The sequence below is a fragment of the Bacillus sp. FJAT-27245 genome (assembly GCF_001273955.1).
Lineage (GTDB): Bacteria > Bacillota > Bacilli > Bacillales > Cytobacillaceae > Bacillus_D.
Window position 1 is genome coordinate 4,195,253 of sequence record NZ_LIGI01000001.1, and the last position, 16,613, is coordinate 4,211,865.

The 16,613-nt window shown below is 48.8% G+C and carries 17 protein-coding genes; 2 read left to right on the top strand and 15 right to left on the bottom strand.

Translation table 11 applies throughout. The features are described from left to right. Positions 1–365 precede the first annotated feature (365 nt). Positions 366–2,657, bottom strand: a complete 2,292-nt coding sequence (locus ADU24_RS20520) for a S8 family serine peptidase (RefSeq protein WP_053368384.1) — start codon at positions 2,655–2,657, stop codon at positions 366–368. A 148-nt stretch (positions 2,658–2,805) separates the two neighbouring features. Here ADU24_RS20520 and ADU24_RS20525 point away from each other — a divergent pair, with 148 nt between their 5' ends. Then, complete coding sequence (locus ADU24_RS20525; protein WP_053368385.1) at positions 2,806–3,588, top strand: AAA family ATPase; 783 nt, start codon at positions 2,806–2,808, stop codon at positions 3,586–3,588. A gap of 99 nt (positions 3,589–3,687) precedes the next feature. Here the strand turns inward: ADU24_RS20525 and upp are convergent, their stop codons facing one another. The 13 genes from upp to prfA form a co-directional block, all read right to left on the bottom strand. After that, the gene (gene upp / locus ADU24_RS20530; RefSeq protein ID WP_053368386.1) at positions 3,688–4,317 is read right to left on the bottom strand and encodes a uracil phosphoribosyltransferase; all 630 of its coding nucleotides are present in this window, start codon (positions 4,315–4,317) and stop codon (positions 3,688–3,690) included. 227 nt (positions 4,318–4,544) lie between these two features. Next, positions 4,545–5,786: a serine hydroxymethyltransferase gene (gene glyA, locus ADU24_RS20535; RefSeq protein ID WP_053368387.1), complete on the bottom strand. Its 1,242-nt coding sequence runs from the start codon at positions 5,784–5,786 to the stop codon at positions 4,545–4,547. 82 nt (positions 5,787–5,868) lie between these two features. Next, positions 5,869–6,444, bottom strand: coding sequence for a TIGR01440 family protein (locus tag ADU24_RS20540; protein ID WP_053368388.1), 576 nt, complete (start codon positions 6,442–6,444; stop codon positions 5,869–5,871). Between the two features lie 124 nt (positions 6,445–6,568). Further along, positions 6,569–7,015 (bottom strand): ribose 5-phosphate isomerase B, encoded by a 447-nt coding sequence (gene rpiB / locus ADU24_RS20545; RefSeq protein ID WP_053368389.1) that lies wholly within the window; start codon positions 7,013–7,015, stop codon positions 6,569–6,571. Positions 7,016–7,053: 38 nt separating this feature from the next. Continuing rightward, a complete protein-coding gene (locus tag ADU24_RS20550) occupies positions 7,054–7,509 on the bottom strand; it encodes a low molecular weight protein arginine phosphatase (RefSeq protein WP_053368390.1) in 456 nt (151 codons plus the stop codon). A 136-nt stretch (positions 7,510–7,645) separates the two neighbouring features. Then, positions 7,646–8,200: a manganese efflux pump MntP gene (locus ADU24_RS20555; RefSeq protein WP_053368391.1), complete on the bottom strand. Its 555-nt coding sequence runs from the start codon at positions 8,198–8,200 to the stop codon at positions 7,646–7,648. A gap of 138 nt (positions 8,201–8,338) precedes the next feature. Next, on the bottom strand, positions 8,339–9,391 hold the full coding sequence (locus tag ADU24_RS20560) for an L-threonylcarbamoyladenylate synthase (RefSeq protein WP_053368392.1): 1,053 nt from the start codon (positions 9,389–9,391) through the stop codon (positions 8,339–8,341). Positions 9,392–9,569: 178 nt separating this feature from the next. Further along, complete coding sequence (locus ADU24_RS20565) at positions 9,570–10,013, bottom strand: GNAT family N-acetyltransferase (RefSeq protein ID WP_053368393.1); 444 nt, start codon at positions 10,011–10,013, stop codon at positions 9,570–9,572. 318 nt (positions 10,014–10,331) lie between these two features. Then, positions 10,332–10,721, bottom strand: coding sequence for a KGG domain-containing protein (locus ADU24_RS20570; RefSeq protein ID WP_053368394.1), 390 nt, complete (start codon positions 10,719–10,721; stop codon positions 10,332–10,334). A 217-nt stretch (positions 10,722–10,938) separates the two neighbouring features. Next, positions 10,939–11,802, bottom strand: coding sequence for a stage II sporulation protein R (gene spoIIR, locus ADU24_RS20575; protein ID WP_053368395.1), 864 nt, complete (start codon positions 11,800–11,802; stop codon positions 10,939–10,941). A gap of 134 nt (positions 11,803–11,936) precedes the next feature. Continuing rightward, complete coding sequence (locus tag ADU24_RS20580) at positions 11,937–12,254, bottom strand: general stress protein (protein ID WP_053368396.1); 318 nt, start codon at positions 12,252–12,254, stop codon at positions 11,937–11,939. A 341-nt stretch (positions 12,255–12,595) separates the two neighbouring features. Beyond that, entirely contained in the window at positions 12,596–13,456 is an 861-nt protein-coding gene (gene prmC, locus ADU24_RS20585) for a peptide chain release factor N(5)-glutamine methyltransferase (RefSeq protein ID WP_053368397.1), read from the bottom strand. Continuing rightward, positions 13,449–14,522: a peptide chain release factor 1 gene (prfA, locus tag ADU24_RS20590; RefSeq protein WP_053368398.1), complete on the bottom strand. Its 1,074-nt coding sequence runs from the start codon at positions 14,520–14,522 to the stop codon at positions 13,449–13,451. Before prfA ends, prmC begins: the two co-directional genes overlap by 8 nt. 310 nt (positions 14,523–14,832) lie before the next feature. On the opposite strand from prfA, the gene ADU24_RS20595 reads away from it, so the two are divergent. Further along, positions 14,833–15,807 carry a cation diffusion facilitator family transporter gene (locus ADU24_RS20595; RefSeq protein ID WP_197277540.1) on the top strand — a complete coding sequence of 325 codons (975 nt, stop codon included), beginning with the start codon at positions 14,833–14,835 and terminating at the stop codon, positions 15,805–15,807. Between the two features lie 107 nt (positions 15,808–15,914). Here the strand turns inward: ADU24_RS20595 and ADU24_RS20600 are convergent, their stop codons facing one another. Beyond that, on the bottom strand, positions 15,915–16,538 hold the full coding sequence (locus ADU24_RS20600) for a thymidine kinase (protein ID WP_053368400.1): 624 nt from the start codon (positions 16,536–16,538) through the stop codon (positions 15,915–15,917). Positions 16,539–16,613: the final 75 nt, after the last annotated feature.

Here is a 16,613-nt window from a genome sequence, read left to right on the forward strand (position 1 = left end):
AATCGGGCAACAATACCGTAAAATTATGTATGAAAAAAATCCTGTTTCAATGTTCTACATTTCTCCAGGAAAACCATGAAAACCCTATCATTTTATGCCCTTTGTAAGCATACAATAGCACCCTGGTAATGTCAATCCAAATGTGGTGAACAGATTCACAAACAGATGCTGGAAATTTAACTTTCTTTTCGAAACCGCAACTCCGGTAAAGGTTTGCGCAAAGCAAAAGTTTCCAATATATGTGAAGGGGATTTGTGTTCCATAACAATTGTACTAATTCCCGCTCTATTTTCACCATGGGATTCATCCGTTATTGGTTTGTTTTTTTAATAAAAAAGGCCCCCATTCCGGGAGCGTATTTCAGTTCAATTAAATTGGATGGTCGTTTCAAACACGTCCTCTTTCCCAGCTTTTCTAGCAAACACTTTTACAATGTAAAATCCCGGTTCCGGAAGCGGCAACGGATTGATTTCCCGCTTTAGCATCCCTCTGCCAATCTTTCTCCCATAATCCAGGAAGGCCACAAACCGCAAATCACTTTGCCGGAACAGCGCGATGCCGAATTCATCAGCGCCGCCAGGCAGGTAAACCTCATACCGAAATGCTCCCGGACTGTCTCCCTCCGCCATGGCGAATCCCATTACCCTTGGATAGTCCGGTTCTGTAAGAGCGAGGATAAAAGGAATCCGGACAGGCTGCCCACCAGCTTGTAAAAAAAGCGCCCCATCAACAATCCTTCCTTTGAAAAGAGAAGGATCTATTGTTACTGCTACCCGCACCTTCCGCTCTTCCCCCGAGTCCAGGGTAAAGGGGAGGGGCATCTGCCAGCGCAGGCCATCTTCAGGGCTGGGAACTGTAAACGAGTAGTGAATTGGCTTTCCACTCACATTTTTTACAACAAGCTCGCTGCTCCGGCTCGCTTTCCAAAACGGCTTGCCAATTTTTCCAAATGTGAGCGAGCCTGGGAGGACGAGTGTCCCCGCAGCGGCTGCTTTGTCCGCCTGTATTCTTCCAGCTCCTTGTTCAAATGCCCTGTACGGCTCGGCGCGGCTATTTTTCAAAACAAGGGCCGTATTCATTAATACCGCCTTCATTTCCGCCGGCCCCCATTCCGGATGCTCCTGTTTAAGGAGAGCACACACTCCCGCCACATGCGGAGCAGCCATGCTTGTTCCGTTCAGGGCAAGATAGCCCCCGGGAACCGCGCTTGTGATTCCCACCCCCGGGGCAACCACATCCGGCTTGATTTCCCACGTTCCAGTGACAGGGCCCCGCGAACTGAACGCCGCAACCTTATCACTATCATCAACGAGTCCAATTCTTGCCAGACCGCCGCTTTTTAAAATCTCCTTGCCAGCCGCCGCTGACACAGTCCCAACCGGTATTGGAACAGACTCCTCAAGATTGCCGTTAAACGTACCCATTGTATTGTTATAAATAATGACTGCCTTCGCTCCCGCCTTAAGCGCATTGTTCGCTTTTTCCATGAAGGTTAGTTTTCCGCGCTTAATGACGGCGATTTTATTCCTTATGCCTTTTAATTCCTCCAGGCTGCCGAATTTTCCGTCTGCGATTTCCGCCGAGGCCCCAGGTTCCCATTTTCCCGAACCGGCCAGCTTTTCAATCCTGAACCCTATCCCTGTTTCTTCTATAATAATAGTGGGAACCTTCATAGTAGGCGTCGACGCACCGACGGAAATTGCCTTGGATGCAGTTCCCGGTGAACCCACTGTCCATTGGCCCGGACCGGAATTCCCCGATGAAACGACAGGGATAATCCCTTTTTCCGCGGCCCGGTTAAGTGCGGTTGAGACAGGGAGGTCGGGCCCATTGACCGTGTTCCCAAGAGATAAATTCAAAATATCTACCCGGTCTTTTATTGCCTCTTCAATGGCAGACAGCACGAGCTCGGTCGTCCCTCTACCGCCAGGCCCCAATGCCCGGTATGCCTTGACCGTTGCACGGGGCGCCACTCCTTGGATTTTTCCGTTGCCTGCAATAATGCCCGCGACATGGGTGCCATGGATTGTCGCTGTTCCCCGTGGACCGCTTGCTTCCATAGGGTCGGTATCCCCATCGACCAAATCCTTGCCGCCGCCATAATTTCTCCTCAAGTCCGGATGTGTGTAATCCATTCCCGTATCAATGACGCCTACAGTCACCCCTTCCCCGGTCAGCCTTTTTCCATTACTGTCAAAAAAACCGCGGAGCCTCTGCGCACCAATCATTGCTGCACCATTGGCGTTATCGGCTTCCTCATCGAGTCCTTGCTGTGATTGATTGAGATTGACAGTTATTTTTTTTGAAGGAATTGCCCTGATGTGAACAGGGGCTCCCTCGTCGATACTATAAGTTTGCAGTTCAGAAATGGATTGGACGACCGATTCTCTCTCAAGCTGGCGAATGTCGCCAACCGTACCCTCGACTGAAAAACCATTGAACGCTTCCTTGTAGGTCCGCCTTATCTTAACCGCCGGAAATTTTCGCAAAGTCCGGTTTGCCGCCTCCAGTGAAACTGGCTCCTTCAGGATAACAATGCCTCTTTTCACTTCAAGTGGATTGACGCCAGGCAATGGCGGGACTTTAGCGCCTATTGCCAATCCTGTGCTTGATTGAAGGAGAAACACAATACAAAATGCGCAGATTATTTTTTTCATATGCCCTTAATCCTTTTTGCTGATAGGGTTTGATAAAAAATAAAATCTATTCGAAACCTGAACCGATTCATAAGGAATGGATTGTCCCTCGCCATCCCTCGCCCCTTTTGTTATTGTAAACAGTAACAATGCTTGGAGGCGGAAATGCATGGTTCTTTTACGAAAAGTGGCCTTAACAGAGGAAATAGAGGAAAATCATTACCCATTCAACCTGCCGCTTATTAAAAACTTCAGGGAATTGGCATTTGAAAACCCGGTTACGATTCTAGTTGGGGAAAATGGGACTGGAAAATCGACATTCCTTGAAGCAGTCGCGGCAAATTGCGGCAGTATCCTGATTGGAGGCGAGCCAATTGATACCGACCCTGCACTCGCGCCGGCCCGGGAACTTGGGAAAAAGCTGAAACTGGCGTGGAGCGTCCGGACAAAAAACGGGTTTTTCTTTAGGGCCAATGACTTCATAACGTATTCAAGAAAGCTGGCTGAAATCAAGGCAGAATCAAGGAGGGCCTATCATGAGATTAAGGAGCGCGATCCTTACAGCCTTGAAGTATTGCCATACGCGCGCACACTTTATGAACTTCAACAATTGTATGGAGAGGGGCTTGATGTGCGGTCGCATGGGGAGAGTTTCCTCGATTTGTTCCAGGCGCGGTTCCGCCCCGACGGACTGTATATTCTCGACGAACCGGAAGCGCCGCTCTCTCCAATTAAGCAGCTTTCGCTTATATCGCTGATTCTTGAAATGGTAAAAGAAAACGGGCAATTCATCATCGCCACCCACTCGCCTATCATGATGGCGATACCGGGAGCCGTTATTTACACTCTTGATCAGGGGGAATTTATGAAAACCGACTTCGGGGATGTCGAGCATGTTCGGCTGACCAGGGATTTCCTTGAAAATCCACACCGATTTCTGCGGCATCTTTAGATTTGCCATGTGGCTCTTGAGCTCTCTGAACAGGAAATTTTCCTCACTAAAAATTAAAAACCGAACGGGTTTGGCATCCGTTCGGTTTTTTCAAAAAGATTATTTCGTTCCAAAAAGCCTGTCGCCTGCATCACCAAGGCCAGGGATGATATACCCATGGTCGTTCAGCTTCTCGTCAAGGGCAGCGATATAAATGTCAACGTCAGGATGTGCGTTTTTGAATGCTTCCACACCTTCAGGGGCAGCAATCAGGCACATGAATTTCACATGTTTGGCGCCGCGCTTTTTGAGAGAATTGATCGCTTCGATGGCCGATCCGCCAGTTGCCAGCATAGGGTCGACAACAATAAATTCCCGCTCCTCAACGTCGCTTGGCAGCTTCACGTAGTATTCAACCGGCAGCAATGTTGCAGGGTCACGGTAGAGGCCGATATGGCCAACCTTTGCTGCAGGAATGAGCTTTAGAATTCCATCAACCATCCCAATTCCGGCACGGAGAATAGGGATGATCCCAATTTTTTTACCGGAAAGGACCTTCGATTTCGCCGGGCAGACAGGAGTTTCAATTTCAATGTCTTCAAGCGGCAATTCCCTGGTGATTTCAAACGCCATAAGCGTAGCGACCTCATCGACAAGCTCACGGAACTCCTTCGTCCCGGTGTTTTTGTCACGTATGTAGGTGAGTTTATGCTGGATTAACGGGTGGTCAAATACGTATACTTTTGCCAAAATAATCGCCCCTCTACTAATAGTTCCTCTGGAATAGGTTTGCACACTTCGTCTAATTTTACAGAAAAAACTTTTCCCCGGCAACAATGAATACGCAATCTGGCTATTTTCCTTTTTTGGAACTTCAAGTCAATTATTCCCTTGTCTGTCCAGAAAAAAACCGGCCCGTAAAATACGGGCCGGTGAAGGAAACACAGCAGGCTCTCCTGCCTCATGTTTCCTGACGATCAATATTCAGGGTAAAGGGTGAACTTGGCAGTCAGCGCTTCCACTCGGGCACGCGCTTCAGCAAGCTTGGCTTCATCCTCATGGTTCTTCAGCGTAAACGCCATGATTGATGCGATTTCCTTCATCTCTTCTTCGCCGAAGCCACGGGTTGTAACAGCGGCCGTGCCAATCCGGATGCCGCTTGTAACAAACGGGCTTTCAGGATCGAATGGAATCGTGTTTTTATTGACGGTGATTCCGATGTCATCAAGCACCTTTTCCCCAACCTTGCCTGTCAATCCAAGGTTGCGCAGGTCAACCAAAATCAAATGGTTGTCCGTTCCGCCGGAAACAAGTGTAACCCCTTCTTCTTGAAGCGCTTTGGCAAGCGCCTTGGCATTGGAAATGACGTCTCCTGCATACTCCTTGAAGCCATTGTTGAGAATTTCCCCAAATGCAACCGCCTTGGCCGCGATCACATGCATGAGCGGGCCGCCCTGGATGCCAGGGAATACGGATTTATCAATTTTCTTCGCGAACTCTTCGCGGCAGAGAATTAATCCGCCGCGCGGGCCGCGAAGCGTTTTATGCGTGGTGGACGTAACAAAATCAGCGTAAGGCACCGGATTCATATGCAGTCCCGCCGCAACAAGGCCGGCGATATGGGCCATATCAACCATGAGATAAGCGCCAACCTCATCCGCTATTTCACGGAACTTTTTAAAATCGATTTCCCTCGGGTACGCACTCGCACCGGCTACAATCAATTTCGGCTTGTGTTCAAGCGCTTTCGCACGGACATCTTCGTAATTGATTCGATGTGACTCTTCGTCCACGCCGTACTCAACAAAATTATATTGGACGCCGCTGAAATTGACAGGGCTGCCATGTGTTAAATGGCCGCCGTGCGACAGGTTCATCCCCAGTACCGTATCACCTTGCTCAAGAATGGTAAAATAAACGGCCATATTCGCCTGGGCTCCCGAATGGGGCTGCACATTTGCATGCTCGGCGCCAAATATTTCCTTGGCGCGGTCGCGGGCAAGGTCCTCAACAACATCGACGTATTCACAGCCGCCGTAATAGCGCCTATGCGGGTATCCCTCCGCATATTTATTGGTCAGGACCGACCCTTGCGCTTCCATGACAGCCTCACTGACAAAATTCTCCGAAGCGATTAACTCAATCTTGGTCCGTTGCCTCTGCAATTCTTGCTGAATCGATTCAAATACTCGTGGGTCCCGCTTTGCCAAGTGCTCCATTAACTAATCCCCCTTAGAAGTCCATTTCTATTTATTTCGAAAATTCGATACTATTTTAGCAGTTTCCTGGCGAAAAAGATACTCAAGTACAGGAAAGATTTCCTGATGTCCGTTCGTAGATGGCCCGCGGACCGCCAATCAGCCTTGGCCTTGTTTTCGCAAGCACGACATTCGCGTGGCCCACCGCCCGCCGCCCAACCCGGACCGGCACGGCAACCGCTTTCAAATGCATACCAATTAGCGTATCGCCAATATCGATTCCCGCATCCGCTTTGACCGATTCCACCACAACGGCATCGTGCATTTTTTCAAAAGCAAACGATGCCATCGCCCCGCCGGCCGTCCTGACAGGAATAACGGAAACTTCCTCAAGCCCCCTCTTTTCCGCGGCATTTCTTTCAATGACTACAGCTCTGTTCAAATGTTCGCAGCATTGGAACGCAAGCTCGGCCCCCGTCCGCTCCCGGAACTTGTCCAACTGCCGATAAAGCATTTCTGCGACTTCCACGGTTCCCGCGGTACCAATATGTTTTCCGGCCACCTCGCTCGTACTGCAGCCAACGACAAACAGGCTTCCCGGTTTCAGCTCTACCTTTTCCAAAAACCCGTCGAGGATTTCGCCGAATTCGCTTTCCCACGCTTCGATTTCCTTTTGCAATGTTATCCCTCCCCGAAAGTTTGCGATTGAACAAGGAAGCCCCGCGCCGTCCTCAAGAACGTCCGCAGGGCACTATTCCCATAAACCCTTATTATAAATGCCGAGTAATTTACTTGTTCGGCTTTTACAGGTTTTTTTCCTCGTATTCCGTTATTTTGCCGACACGGCCCGCATGGCGTCCGCCCGTAAACTCCGTCGAAAGCCAAATTTCCGCAATGTCCCGCGCGAGGCCTGGCCCGATGACACGTTCGCCCATAGCGAGCATGTTTGAGTCATTATGTTCACGCGTCGCCTTGGCGCTAAATGTATCGTGGACTAGCGCGCAACGGATTCCCTTTACTTTATTTGCGGCAATGCTCATCCCAATTCCCGTTCCGCAAATAAGGATGCCCCTGTCAAACTCCCCGGACGCCACTTTTTCTGCCACCGGCAAAGCATAATCAGGATAGTCGACGGACGTGCTGCATTCACAGCCGAAATCCTCGTATTCAATGTTCATTTCGTCAAGAAGAGCTGCGATTTCCTTGCGGATGTTGATGCCGCCGTGATCTGATGCAAGTGCTACTTTCATGATTGTTTCCTCCTAAAATAAAAAAGACTATAGTTGTATTATTCCCCTTTTTCCTGTCCCATGAGCTTTTTGGATGCTTTTTCAATGAGCCGCCCAAGCTCCGAGAAGGTGTCCCGGTACACATCGGCATTGCCTCCAAAAGGGTCGCCGACATCCGGATAGCCTTCCTCACCGGCAAATTCCTTTAGCGTATAAGTTTTGCCATGAGCTTCCGGAAACCGGCCGGTAATCGCTTGTTTATGGGTAATAGTCATGGCAAGGACGACAGTTGCCCATGCTACATCTTCCTTTTCAAGGCTCCTGGATTGATGCGAGTGGCTAATCCTGTTCTCATCCATGACCAGGATGGAATTAGGTGATGCGGCCGCCCCATTGGCAGCGAAAACCCCGGCAGACCTCACTTCTACCCCAGGGAGCTGCTTGCTTTTTAAAATCGCTTCCGCCATCGGGCTCCTGCACGTATTACCGGTACAAACAAACAAAACTCGATGCATGTTCGGACCTCCTTTCCTTTCATTATAAAGCCCGTTTGCCCCATTTTCCAATCTGCCAATTCGGGTGCTCCGGAATCATGAAAGTGCCAATCCAATATAAAAAACGGCCCCCTTTTCGGAGCCGTTCCATGCTTCTTCACATCGGCAGCAGCAGTTTCAGGCCGAATGCCAGCAAAATCACGCCGCCAAGCGATTCACTGTAAGAGCCAAGCCAGCCCTGGACTTTTCTCCCCGCCAGAAGCCCCGCCCAGGTTAATACCGTCGCCGCAATCCCAAAACAAAGGATCGCCGCCATTGTCCTCGCTCCGTAAATACCCAATGTCAAACCAACAGAAAAACTATCAAGGCTGACACTCAGCGCAAAAAATAAAAGCCCAAAACCGATCGGCGTAATCACGCTTTCCTGATCCTTTTTCAACCCAGCCCAAATCATCTGGATTCCAAGCAGGATAAGCAGCAGGCCGCCAATCAGGGATGCGAATGCCCCAAACTGCTCGGACAGGAACCTGCCCGCAATTATCCCGACCAACGGCATCCAAACGTGAAAAACGCCAATGGTAATGCCGATTTTAAAAATCTGCCGCAGCCTGAGCCTGTACATCCCCATTCCCAGCCCAACGGAAAATGCATCCATTCCAAGCGCAAACGCCATCAGCAACAGTGTTGCCAACTCTCCAACCATCATCGACATCGTGACCAGCTCCCCGGACATGCTAGTTCATCATATGCACGTCCAGGTTTGTTTAGAAGGATTGATTAACGGTTTGCGGACAGCCCGGCCGAGAAGGTGCAGCGTGCTTTTTTGGCAATTTATTTGTATCAAGGCCTATCATTCACCGGTTTCAGAAATAACCTTGCTCCCCGCGGCTTTCATCAAGCGGTTCATAATCGCATGGCCGACGCCTTCCTCCGGGAACATTTCGCTATAAATCACATCGGCTTCGGATTCATCGAACATGCGAAGTGTATCATAAAGCGATGCTGCAACCGTCTCGAGCCTGTCGCGCCTCCCGCAGGCAATGACCACATCCGCCTTGTAGAAGCCGGCACTTTCCCCGGTGGTCAGGATGCCGGCCCGCTTACCCTCTTCCATTTGTTTTGTTGCGAGCAACTGCACGAATTCACGGCTTCCGGCAACCAAATAAAGCGGCGCTTCGGGAGCATAATGCCTGTACTTCATGCCCGGTGCTTTCGGTTTTGCATTCCCGCCGGCAAGTGCTGGATCGACCTCAACCCTGCCAATCACCGCTTCAAGCTGCTCCCTAGTGATTCCACCAGGGCGCAGGATGGTCGGGACAGCGCTCGTACAATCAAGCACGGTCGACTCGACCCCAACCCCCGTTGGTCCGCCATCGACAATTCCGGCGATTTTCCCGCTCAAATCTTCCGCTACATGCGCTGCCGTTGTCGGGCTTGGTTTTCCGGAACTGTTCGCACTCGGCGCGGCAATCGGAAGCCCGCACTCCTTCAGAATCGCAAGCGCAACAGGATGGTCCGGCATCCTGACCCCGACAGTCTCAAGCCCCACAGTCGCCTTCTCCGACAAGGCACCTTTTTTCTTTTGTAAAATAAGCGTCAACGGACCTGGCCAAAACGCATCCATCAGCCTGTCTGCCACGCTAGGAATTTCCTCTACAAAACTTGCCATCTGTTCTTTTTCAGCAATATGAATAATGAGTGGATTATCGGACGGCCTTCCTTTGGCCAGGAATATTTTAGCGACCGCTTCATCATTCTCCGCATTTCCGCCAAGTCCATATACAGTTTCCGTAGGGAAGGCGACTACTTCATTTTCGGCCAGAAGCTCGGCTGCCTGTTTGATCTGTGGATTGTTTTTCAAGTTTTCCACAGCGTTATCCACTTTCCAACGTTTTGTTTCCATCGTTTCTTCACCTTTATCCATTTTCGCCATTCGTCCCAATATACAAGACAAACGGGCATTATTCGAATCCTTTTTCCTTGAAAGTATAAAAGAAGCGAATGGCAAACACAAGGTGTTATCCACAATTTGTGGATAACACTATAGGAATCGTGGATAACTTTGTGGATATATCCACAATTTAGAATTGAATTCTCATAAATACTGAGTTTTCCACATTTAGTATATCCATGACATGTGGCGATTGGAAAAATGCCTCTGGAAGCTCACTCTTGACAATCATGCTGAAGCCGGCCATTTCAAAGAACGGAATTGCAGTCCTCTTATTCGTAGCCAGATAAACTGCTTTTAACCCTTTCTGCTTTGCCAAAAGAAGCATTTGCTCAAACAGCATGAACAATTTCTGTCCACCCAGGCCTTCCGACAGTGCAAGCGACCTAAGAAGCCCGAAATCACCAAATTGCATGATCCCTAGGCTTGCCTTTATTTCACCATCATCCTCCGCGATGAGGAATTGTTCCGCCGATTCCTCGTCAATGCCAGCCGTCCCCAAGCCCGCTTTTTGCAAAAATCCAATGATCCTTTCAAGGTCCTCCCGTGCACCGCTTTTCAATAACAACTCCATCTCTCCCACTCCTGTTCTATTAATCTACTCTATGACTATGTAGGAGTGAAAAAGAATAGAACCATTTGAAAAGCATCCTAAGCCTGGATACACAGGAAAACTCACTTCCATGTCCAAACATGCGATAACGTTGGACTCCCAACCTCCGAAAACTCATTTCTATGTCAAAACATAGCTTTAAAGCAATATGCCGTATAAGATTTAAAAGTGTTTAATGCATTTCCCCCAAAATTCGTAATAACTTAAAACACCGGACTCCATTCTAAACGATGAAAAAGGTGCCCATTCGGTTGGGCACCTTTATTCAATAAAACACTATTATTTGTTGTCGTTCTTATCCCAGCGGGCTTTTCCACCTTTTTCGCCGATTTCCTCGTAGAATTCGCGATCATGGTTTTCGCTGGTCGCTTCGCCGCCTTTACGGCCGATCTCCTGATAGAATTCCTTTCCATGGGACTCAGCTGTCGCTTCGCCGCCTTTACGGCCGATTTCCTGATAGAAATCCTTGTCATGGGACTCAGCTGTTGCTTCCCCGCCTTTACGGCCAATTTCCTGGTAGAATTCCTTGTCGTGGGACTCAGCTGTTGCTTCCCCGCCTTTACGGCCGATTTCCTGGTAGAAATCCTTATCGTGCTTCCTGCTGGTCGCTTCTCCACCCATGCGTCCTGCTTCTTCTCGAGACATCTTTCCGTTGTTGTTTTTAGCCATCGTTAAGATCACTCCTTCGAAGATTTTGTGTTGCACACTCCTTCTTTATCCGCTTCTCCACTTTAAAAACACTATACAAGCGATTGTTACCTACTTGTAATTGAGAGGAAATAAATTGGGAATAAAAAGGGTGAAATGGAAATTAATTTTGTTGCTTTTTATGTTTAATTTTTGAAATTACTATTCTTTAATAGCAAAAAAGCCTGCATGGCAGGCTTTAATTCATTAGCTTATTCCATAGTTCCACCACAAAAAACTTTACCTTTACCGGTTGTTCATCTTCCGAAACAAAAACTTTTTTAGAATAATTATTTTCGAGAGTTTCTTCACTTGTGAAATTAGTCCCCAGAAGCTCGTTCTTTTGGGCTAACTGCTCCTTCTGGCTACCGTTAATTTTGTCCTTAACTCCTCTAGCCAAAGCTTTTCCGCCCGAATAATCCTCACTGTTTTTTACTGTTTGCCCGGCTTCTTTTTTGCCAGTTCCTTTATTCATTATACGTTTTTCCTCAGAGTTCATTTCCTTTTTTTCCAGGCTGTTTTCTTCCTTCTGCCCATCCTCAAATCCCGGCGAGCTGACAGCTGTCCCGCTTGAAAAATCGAGAAAGCATAGAGGCGGGTACAAAACGCACCACCAATTCGCGCCCTTGCCTTCACCAAGTGTAATCAGGATTGCCTCATACTTACCTGCCGGATAAAGGAACTGCCCGTAAAGCTTTGTCGGAAAGTTTACGATGCCAAACTCGGCCTTTGCACTTTGGCTAGACCCGTTTTCATCAAGAACTTCCCTGGCAATCGCCTCAATTTCCGGGAGATGCCCCTTGATTACCACCCTTGCCTCATCCATGCTCGTCAATTCGCCAACCCACTCCGTTATTTTCGCGTTGACCATATCGCGTACTTTCCGCTTTAATTCCTGGTCCGCCTCCCTGTCGCTATTCGCCAAAATCCTTAAACGGATGGCTTCACCCGGAATAATAATCTCCTCTTTTCCGGCTGCCTGTGTGTGCGGCGCATATATATTTACGATCGTTCCGATTGATAAGGCCGCCAAGTACAGCCATACAATTAGTTTTTGATTCATTTCCCCCACCATCCTTCACTATCAACAGTCTGGCCAAAATGGGAGAATCATAAACTAGGAGAAATTTTTTTCAAAAGGAGCGCGTTGAAAAAATATAAAAACCCGGCCACTGCCGGGTTAAACAATCATTATAACTATGCCGGCAACATCGCATGGCCGCGGCTTTTTTCCTTTAAAAGGACATACTTTCCTTCATTCAGGACCGTCGATTTCATCTGCGCCATCATGGCAGGGTCTGCCTCCTCGTGGAGGACGTACTCCTGTATGACGTCCCAGAGCAACTCGCCATCGGTCACCTGAATAACCGGAATGTCAATCTCTCCCTCAATACTGGCTTCCTCTTTAATAACAAGCGTCATATCCTCCGACCTGCAGCCGCTGTTTCTAAGTTCTTCTATGGCTGACTCCAGGCTTTGGATACTATCAAAGATGCCGACAATGGCATTATCCATTTTGTCTCCCCCCGCGAGTAAAAGTGCCGACTGCTCTATTTACCCTCTTTCCGAGACAGTTAAACACATTACCAAAATTTTTTACCAGTAAGCCCGAAAAGGTTAACTCCGTAATGGGGTTAACCTCCAGCGGAAAACCAACCGCTGGTGGGTGACTTTATAACAGTTCATACATATACTAATTCGTCAGTGTAAGCACCATTGATGAATATGGAGTAGCGCTTTGTTCCCTCAATTTCATAGCCCGAGCTCCTGTGGACGCCAGTGGCAGCTCCATTATGGACCATCACTGTCAGCCCAAGCCGGTGCATCCCATCCCCGGCCTGCCCATGCCACTCACCTTAAGTTCGCCCGACGAATACCATCCGGTCTTTCCCATGCAGGTCATTGATAATTTCCACATTGGCGGATGGGAATGTTTTTTTACATAAAGAAGCGACTGCAGCCCCCTGGCCTGCGCCTATTTCGAATCCGACAAGCGCCCGCCTGTTCAGGGCCCCAGGCAATTCCTCCATAAATCTTCTGTAAAAATCAAGGCCGTCACTGCCGGCGAACAATGCCCTGTGCGGCTCGTGTTCCGTAACGACATCCGACATCCATGCCTTATCGCCCTCCGGAATATAGGGTGGGTTTGATAAAATAACATCGAAACGCTCCCCCGCCTCAATAAAGGGTTTCAAAAGGTCACCCTCGACAAATGCCACATCCGCGCCAAGCCGGCGGGCGTTTTCCTCCGCCACCGCAAGGGAACCCGCCGCGATATCTGTCGCTGTAACAGTAAGCTCCGGCATTTCAAGTTTCATGGAAATTGCAATTGCCCCGCTGCCAGTCCCGATGTCAGCGAGCTTTATATTTTCAGCAGTGCCGAATATGGCCCTGATCCTTTTGAGCGCGCCCTCGACAAGCTCTTCGGTCTCGGGCCGTGGTATTAGAACTTCTTCATTTACCCTAAATGGCCGGCCATAAAATTCTTCCTGGCCAATCATATACTGGACCGGCTTTCCGGCAACATGCTCCCGGACCGCTTTTTCGAACCGTCTAAGATTGTCCGAAGCGATTTCATCCCTCATCGCCGCAAACAACGTTGTCCGGTCGATTCCGAGGATGTACCTCAGCAATACCTCCGCGGCGAATTCCTCCCGGCCCGCTTCCTTTAAAAAAGAAGAAGCCCAGTTCAGGGCTTCATATACTTTCTTACTCATTTGAAGCACTTTCCAGCCTTTTGGATTGGTCTTCAAGGATTAGGGCGTCGATGACTTCATCGAGTTTCCCTTCAAGGATCTGATCCAGCTTTTGGATAGTCAGCCCAATTCTGTGGTCGGTTACGCGGTTTTGCGGAAAGTTGTACGTACGGATGCGCTCGGAACGGTCTCCCGTACCGACGGCTGATTTGCGCACCTGGTCGTATTCCGCCTGTGCTTCGCGCTGGAACTTGTCATACACACGGGCACGGAGAATCTTCATCGCCTTATCCCTGTTTTTATGCTGGGATTTTTCATCCTGCATGGAAACAACGATACCAGTCGGAATATGTGTCAGCCGCACAGCAGACATCGTCGTATTGACGGATTGCCCGCCGGCGCCGCTTGATGCGAACGTGTCGAACCGGATATCCTTGTCATGGATTTCAACCTCGACTTCTTCAGCTTCCGGAAGGCATGCGACGGTTGCAGTCGAAGTATGGATCCTTCCGCCTGATTCAGTTTCGGGCACACGCTGGACACGGTGCGCGCCGTTTTCGTACTTTAGCCTGGAGTATGCGCCGGTACCGTTGATCATAAAAATAATCTCTTTAAAACCACCAAGGCCGGTCGGGTTCGCATCCATTACTTCCGTCTTCCAGCCCTGGGCTTCGGCATAGCGGCTGTACATTCGGTATAGGTCCCCAGCAAAGAGAGCCGCTTCATCGCCGCCGGCTGCCCCGCGTATTTCAAAGATAACGTTCTTGTCGTCGTTCGGGTCTTTCGGAATAAGCAGGATTTTCAGCTTTTCTTCAAGCTCCTCAATCTGCGCGGAAAGCTCGTTCACTTCCTCTTTCACCATTTCACGCATATCCCCATCAAGCTTTTCATCAAGCATAGCCTTGGCATCTTCCAGCTGGTTTTTTGCTTCCTTGTACTCACGGTAGACCGCGACAGTTTCCTGTATATCTGACTGCTCCTTGGAATATTCGCGGAGCTTTTTCGAATCATTTATAATGGCCGGATCGCTCAAAAGCTCATTCAGCTTTTCATAGCGGTCCTCAACAGCCTGAAGACGATCAAACACACTCATTCACCTCAGTTTTTAGTCCAAATCTTTTATTCTCCACTTTATACGGGCAGCTAACCATAGTGCGCAGCTTCACCAAAAATGATAAAAATGCTTTTTCACATGGCAGTAAGCCACTGCCTTCAACCATCACTTTATTATAATACAGCCGGAAATCTCCGTCAAAGCCGCTAACAATCGACATTTGTTTCCGTTTCTATCAAACGGGAGGATTCGTTCCCGGACACAGGATTTTCGTTTCTTTTTTGCTTATCCAGGGTTAAATCCAGAAGATAAGGGTATTTTTTTTACAAAGAAACTGGAAAGGATGAGTCTCGTGACCTTTGTGGCACTTTTGAAAAAAGGGAACAAATCCTCCGGGATCGCCGCACTCTCAAACGCAATCCTTGCTGTAATAAAAGGGATTGCTGCTTTTATGAGCGGGAGCGGAACGATGTTTGCAACGACCCTGCACTCGGTGGCCGATTCGACAAACCAAGCCTTTGTATTTATTGGGAGCGCCCTGGCCGAGAAAGCGCCGACAAGAAGGTTCCCGACCGGATTTGGACGGGTAGTCAATTTATTCGTGCTGGTTGCGGTTATTGTTATCTCAATCATGTCCTATGAAACGGTACTGAAAGGCTGGGAACTAATACAAAATCCCAAGGAACCTGAAAAAATTTTACTGAACGTATTAATTCTACTCGCAGCAATCGGGCTTGACGGAGCCGTACTCGTTAAGGCAATCAAGGAGATTGTCCATGAAACACGAAGCAACGCAAAAGGGTTAGCGATGATTCCGGCCGCTTTCAAAAATGTAAAGCTCGCTTCACCCCCGACAAGGCTTGTTTTTTATGAGGATATTATCGCGACCTCTGGGGCGGCACTTGCCCTGCTCGCTATTGTCCTGGCAAAATTTACAGGACTCTATTTCCTCGACGGGGTGGGAACACTTTTGATTGGATTTATGCTATTCGGTATCGCCATAAAAATTGGCTATGAAAATACCGTGGGCCTGATTGGCGTGGCAGCGCCAAGGGTGATTGAGGACAGGATTGCCAAAACAATTTTCTCTGATCCAGACGTGGATGACATAAATAAATTGCGGATTGTCCAGGAAGGCCGCCAATACCATGTGGAAGGCTATATTGAGCTGAAAAGGGGCCTAAGCCTTGCAGTGGCGGATGACATAAAATTCAGGATCAGGGACAAACTGCTCGCCGACCCGGATATTAGCGATGTAACAATCGGGATATTGGAAACAGACGGCATTACCGATTGGAAACCGTCTGCGGAAGAATAGGCCCGTTGGATTTAAAACAGGGAGCAAGCTGCGTTTCATGTAAAAAAGAGGCTCGTCCAGCTACATGGACAGCCTCTTTTTTCGTTATAACGTTATAAAGCTTTTGTTCATAGGGCCCTAGTTTTATGCATGGCTGCCGTTTCAGCATCGGCTGCAGAGTTTGGAACCTCGTGGTGGTGCCTGCAGCGCGGCTCATACGCTTCAGATGCTCCGACAAGAATAATTGGGTCATCATAGGATGCCGGGCGTCCGTCAATCAGGCGCTGCGTCCTGCTTGCCGGCGAACCGCAAACAGCACAAACAGCCTGCAGCTTTGTGATAAGCTCCGCAACTGCCATAAGCTCCGGCATTTTACCGAATGGCTCGCCGCGAAAATCCTGGTCCAGCCCGGCGGCGATGACCCTAAAGCCGCTGTTGGCAAGATGCTGAATGACATTGACAACCTCATTGTCAAAAAACTGGACTTCATCTATCGCAATGACATCGACTTCAACGTCGACATGATCAAAAATATCAGTGGAATGTGAGATTGGCATGGCAATAAAGGATGATCCATTGTGCGAAACAACAGACTCCTCGCTGTACCTGTTATCAATTTTCGGCTTAAAAACAGCAATTTTTTGCTTGGCGAATTGCGCTCGGCGGACTCTTCGGATCAATTCCTCCGATTTCCCTGAAAACATGCTGCCACAAATAACCTCGATCCAGCCGCTTTGTTTCATAACGTACATACTGCTGCCTCTCCTTCCGTGCATACCCTGTTAAAATTTATTATGTAACTCGTTCTTCATTTTCACGCATTCACC

Bases quoted from the DNA above. Each gene is read 5' to 3' on its own strand.
- ADU24_RS20520 (WP_053368384.1), bottom strand. From the start codon at position 2,657: ATGAAAAAAATAATCTGCGCATTTTGTATTGTGTTTCTCCTTCAATCA.
- ADU24_RS20525 (WP_053368385.1), top strand. From the start codon at position 2,806: ATGGTTCTTTTACGAAAAGTGGCCTTAACAGAGGAAATAGAGGAAAAT.
- glyA (WP_053368387.1), bottom strand. From the start codon at position 5,786: ATGGAGCACTTGGCAAAGCGGGACCCACGAGTATTTGAATCGATTCAG.
- rpiB (WP_053368389.1), bottom strand. From the start codon at position 7,015: ATGAAAGTAGCACTTGCATCAGATCACGGCGGCATCAACATCCGCAAG.
- ADU24_RS20550 (WP_053368390.1), bottom strand. From the start codon at position 7,509: ATGCATCGAGTTTTGTTTGTTTGTACCGGTAATACGTGCAGGAGCCCG.
- ADU24_RS20555 (WP_053368391.1), bottom strand. From the start codon at position 8,200: ATGTCGATGATGGTTGGAGAGTTGGCAACACTGTTGCTGATGGCGTTT.
- ADU24_RS20560 (WP_053368392.1), bottom strand. From the start codon at position 9,391: ATGGAAACAAAACGTTGGAAAGTGGATAACGCTGTGGAAAACTTGAAA.
- ADU24_RS20565 (WP_053368393.1), bottom strand. From the start codon at position 10,013: ATGGAGTTGTTATTGAAAAGCGGTGCACGGGAGGACCTTGAAAGGATC.
- ADU24_RS20570 (WP_053368394.1), bottom strand. From the start codon at position 10,721: ATGGCTAAAAACAACAACGGAAAGATGTCTCGAGAAGAAGCAGGACGC.
- spoIIR (WP_053368395.1), bottom strand. From the start codon at position 11,802: ATGAATCAAAAACTAATTGTATGGCTGTACTTGGCGGCCTTATCAATC.
- ADU24_RS20580 (WP_053368396.1), bottom strand. From the start codon at position 12,254: ATGGATAATGCCATTGTCGGCATCTTTGATAGTATCCAAAGCCTGGAG.
- prmC (WP_053368397.1), bottom strand. From the start codon at position 13,456: ATGAGTAAGAAAGTATATGAAGCCCTGAACTGGGCTTCTTCTTTTTTA.
- ADU24_RS20595 (WP_197277540.1), top strand. From the start codon at position 14,833: ATGAGTCTCGTGACCTTTGTGGCACTTTTGAAAAAAGGGAACAAATCC.
- ADU24_RS20600 (WP_053368400.1), bottom strand. From the start codon at position 16,538: ATGTACGTTATGAAACAAAGCGGCTGGATCGAGGTTATTTGTGGCAGC.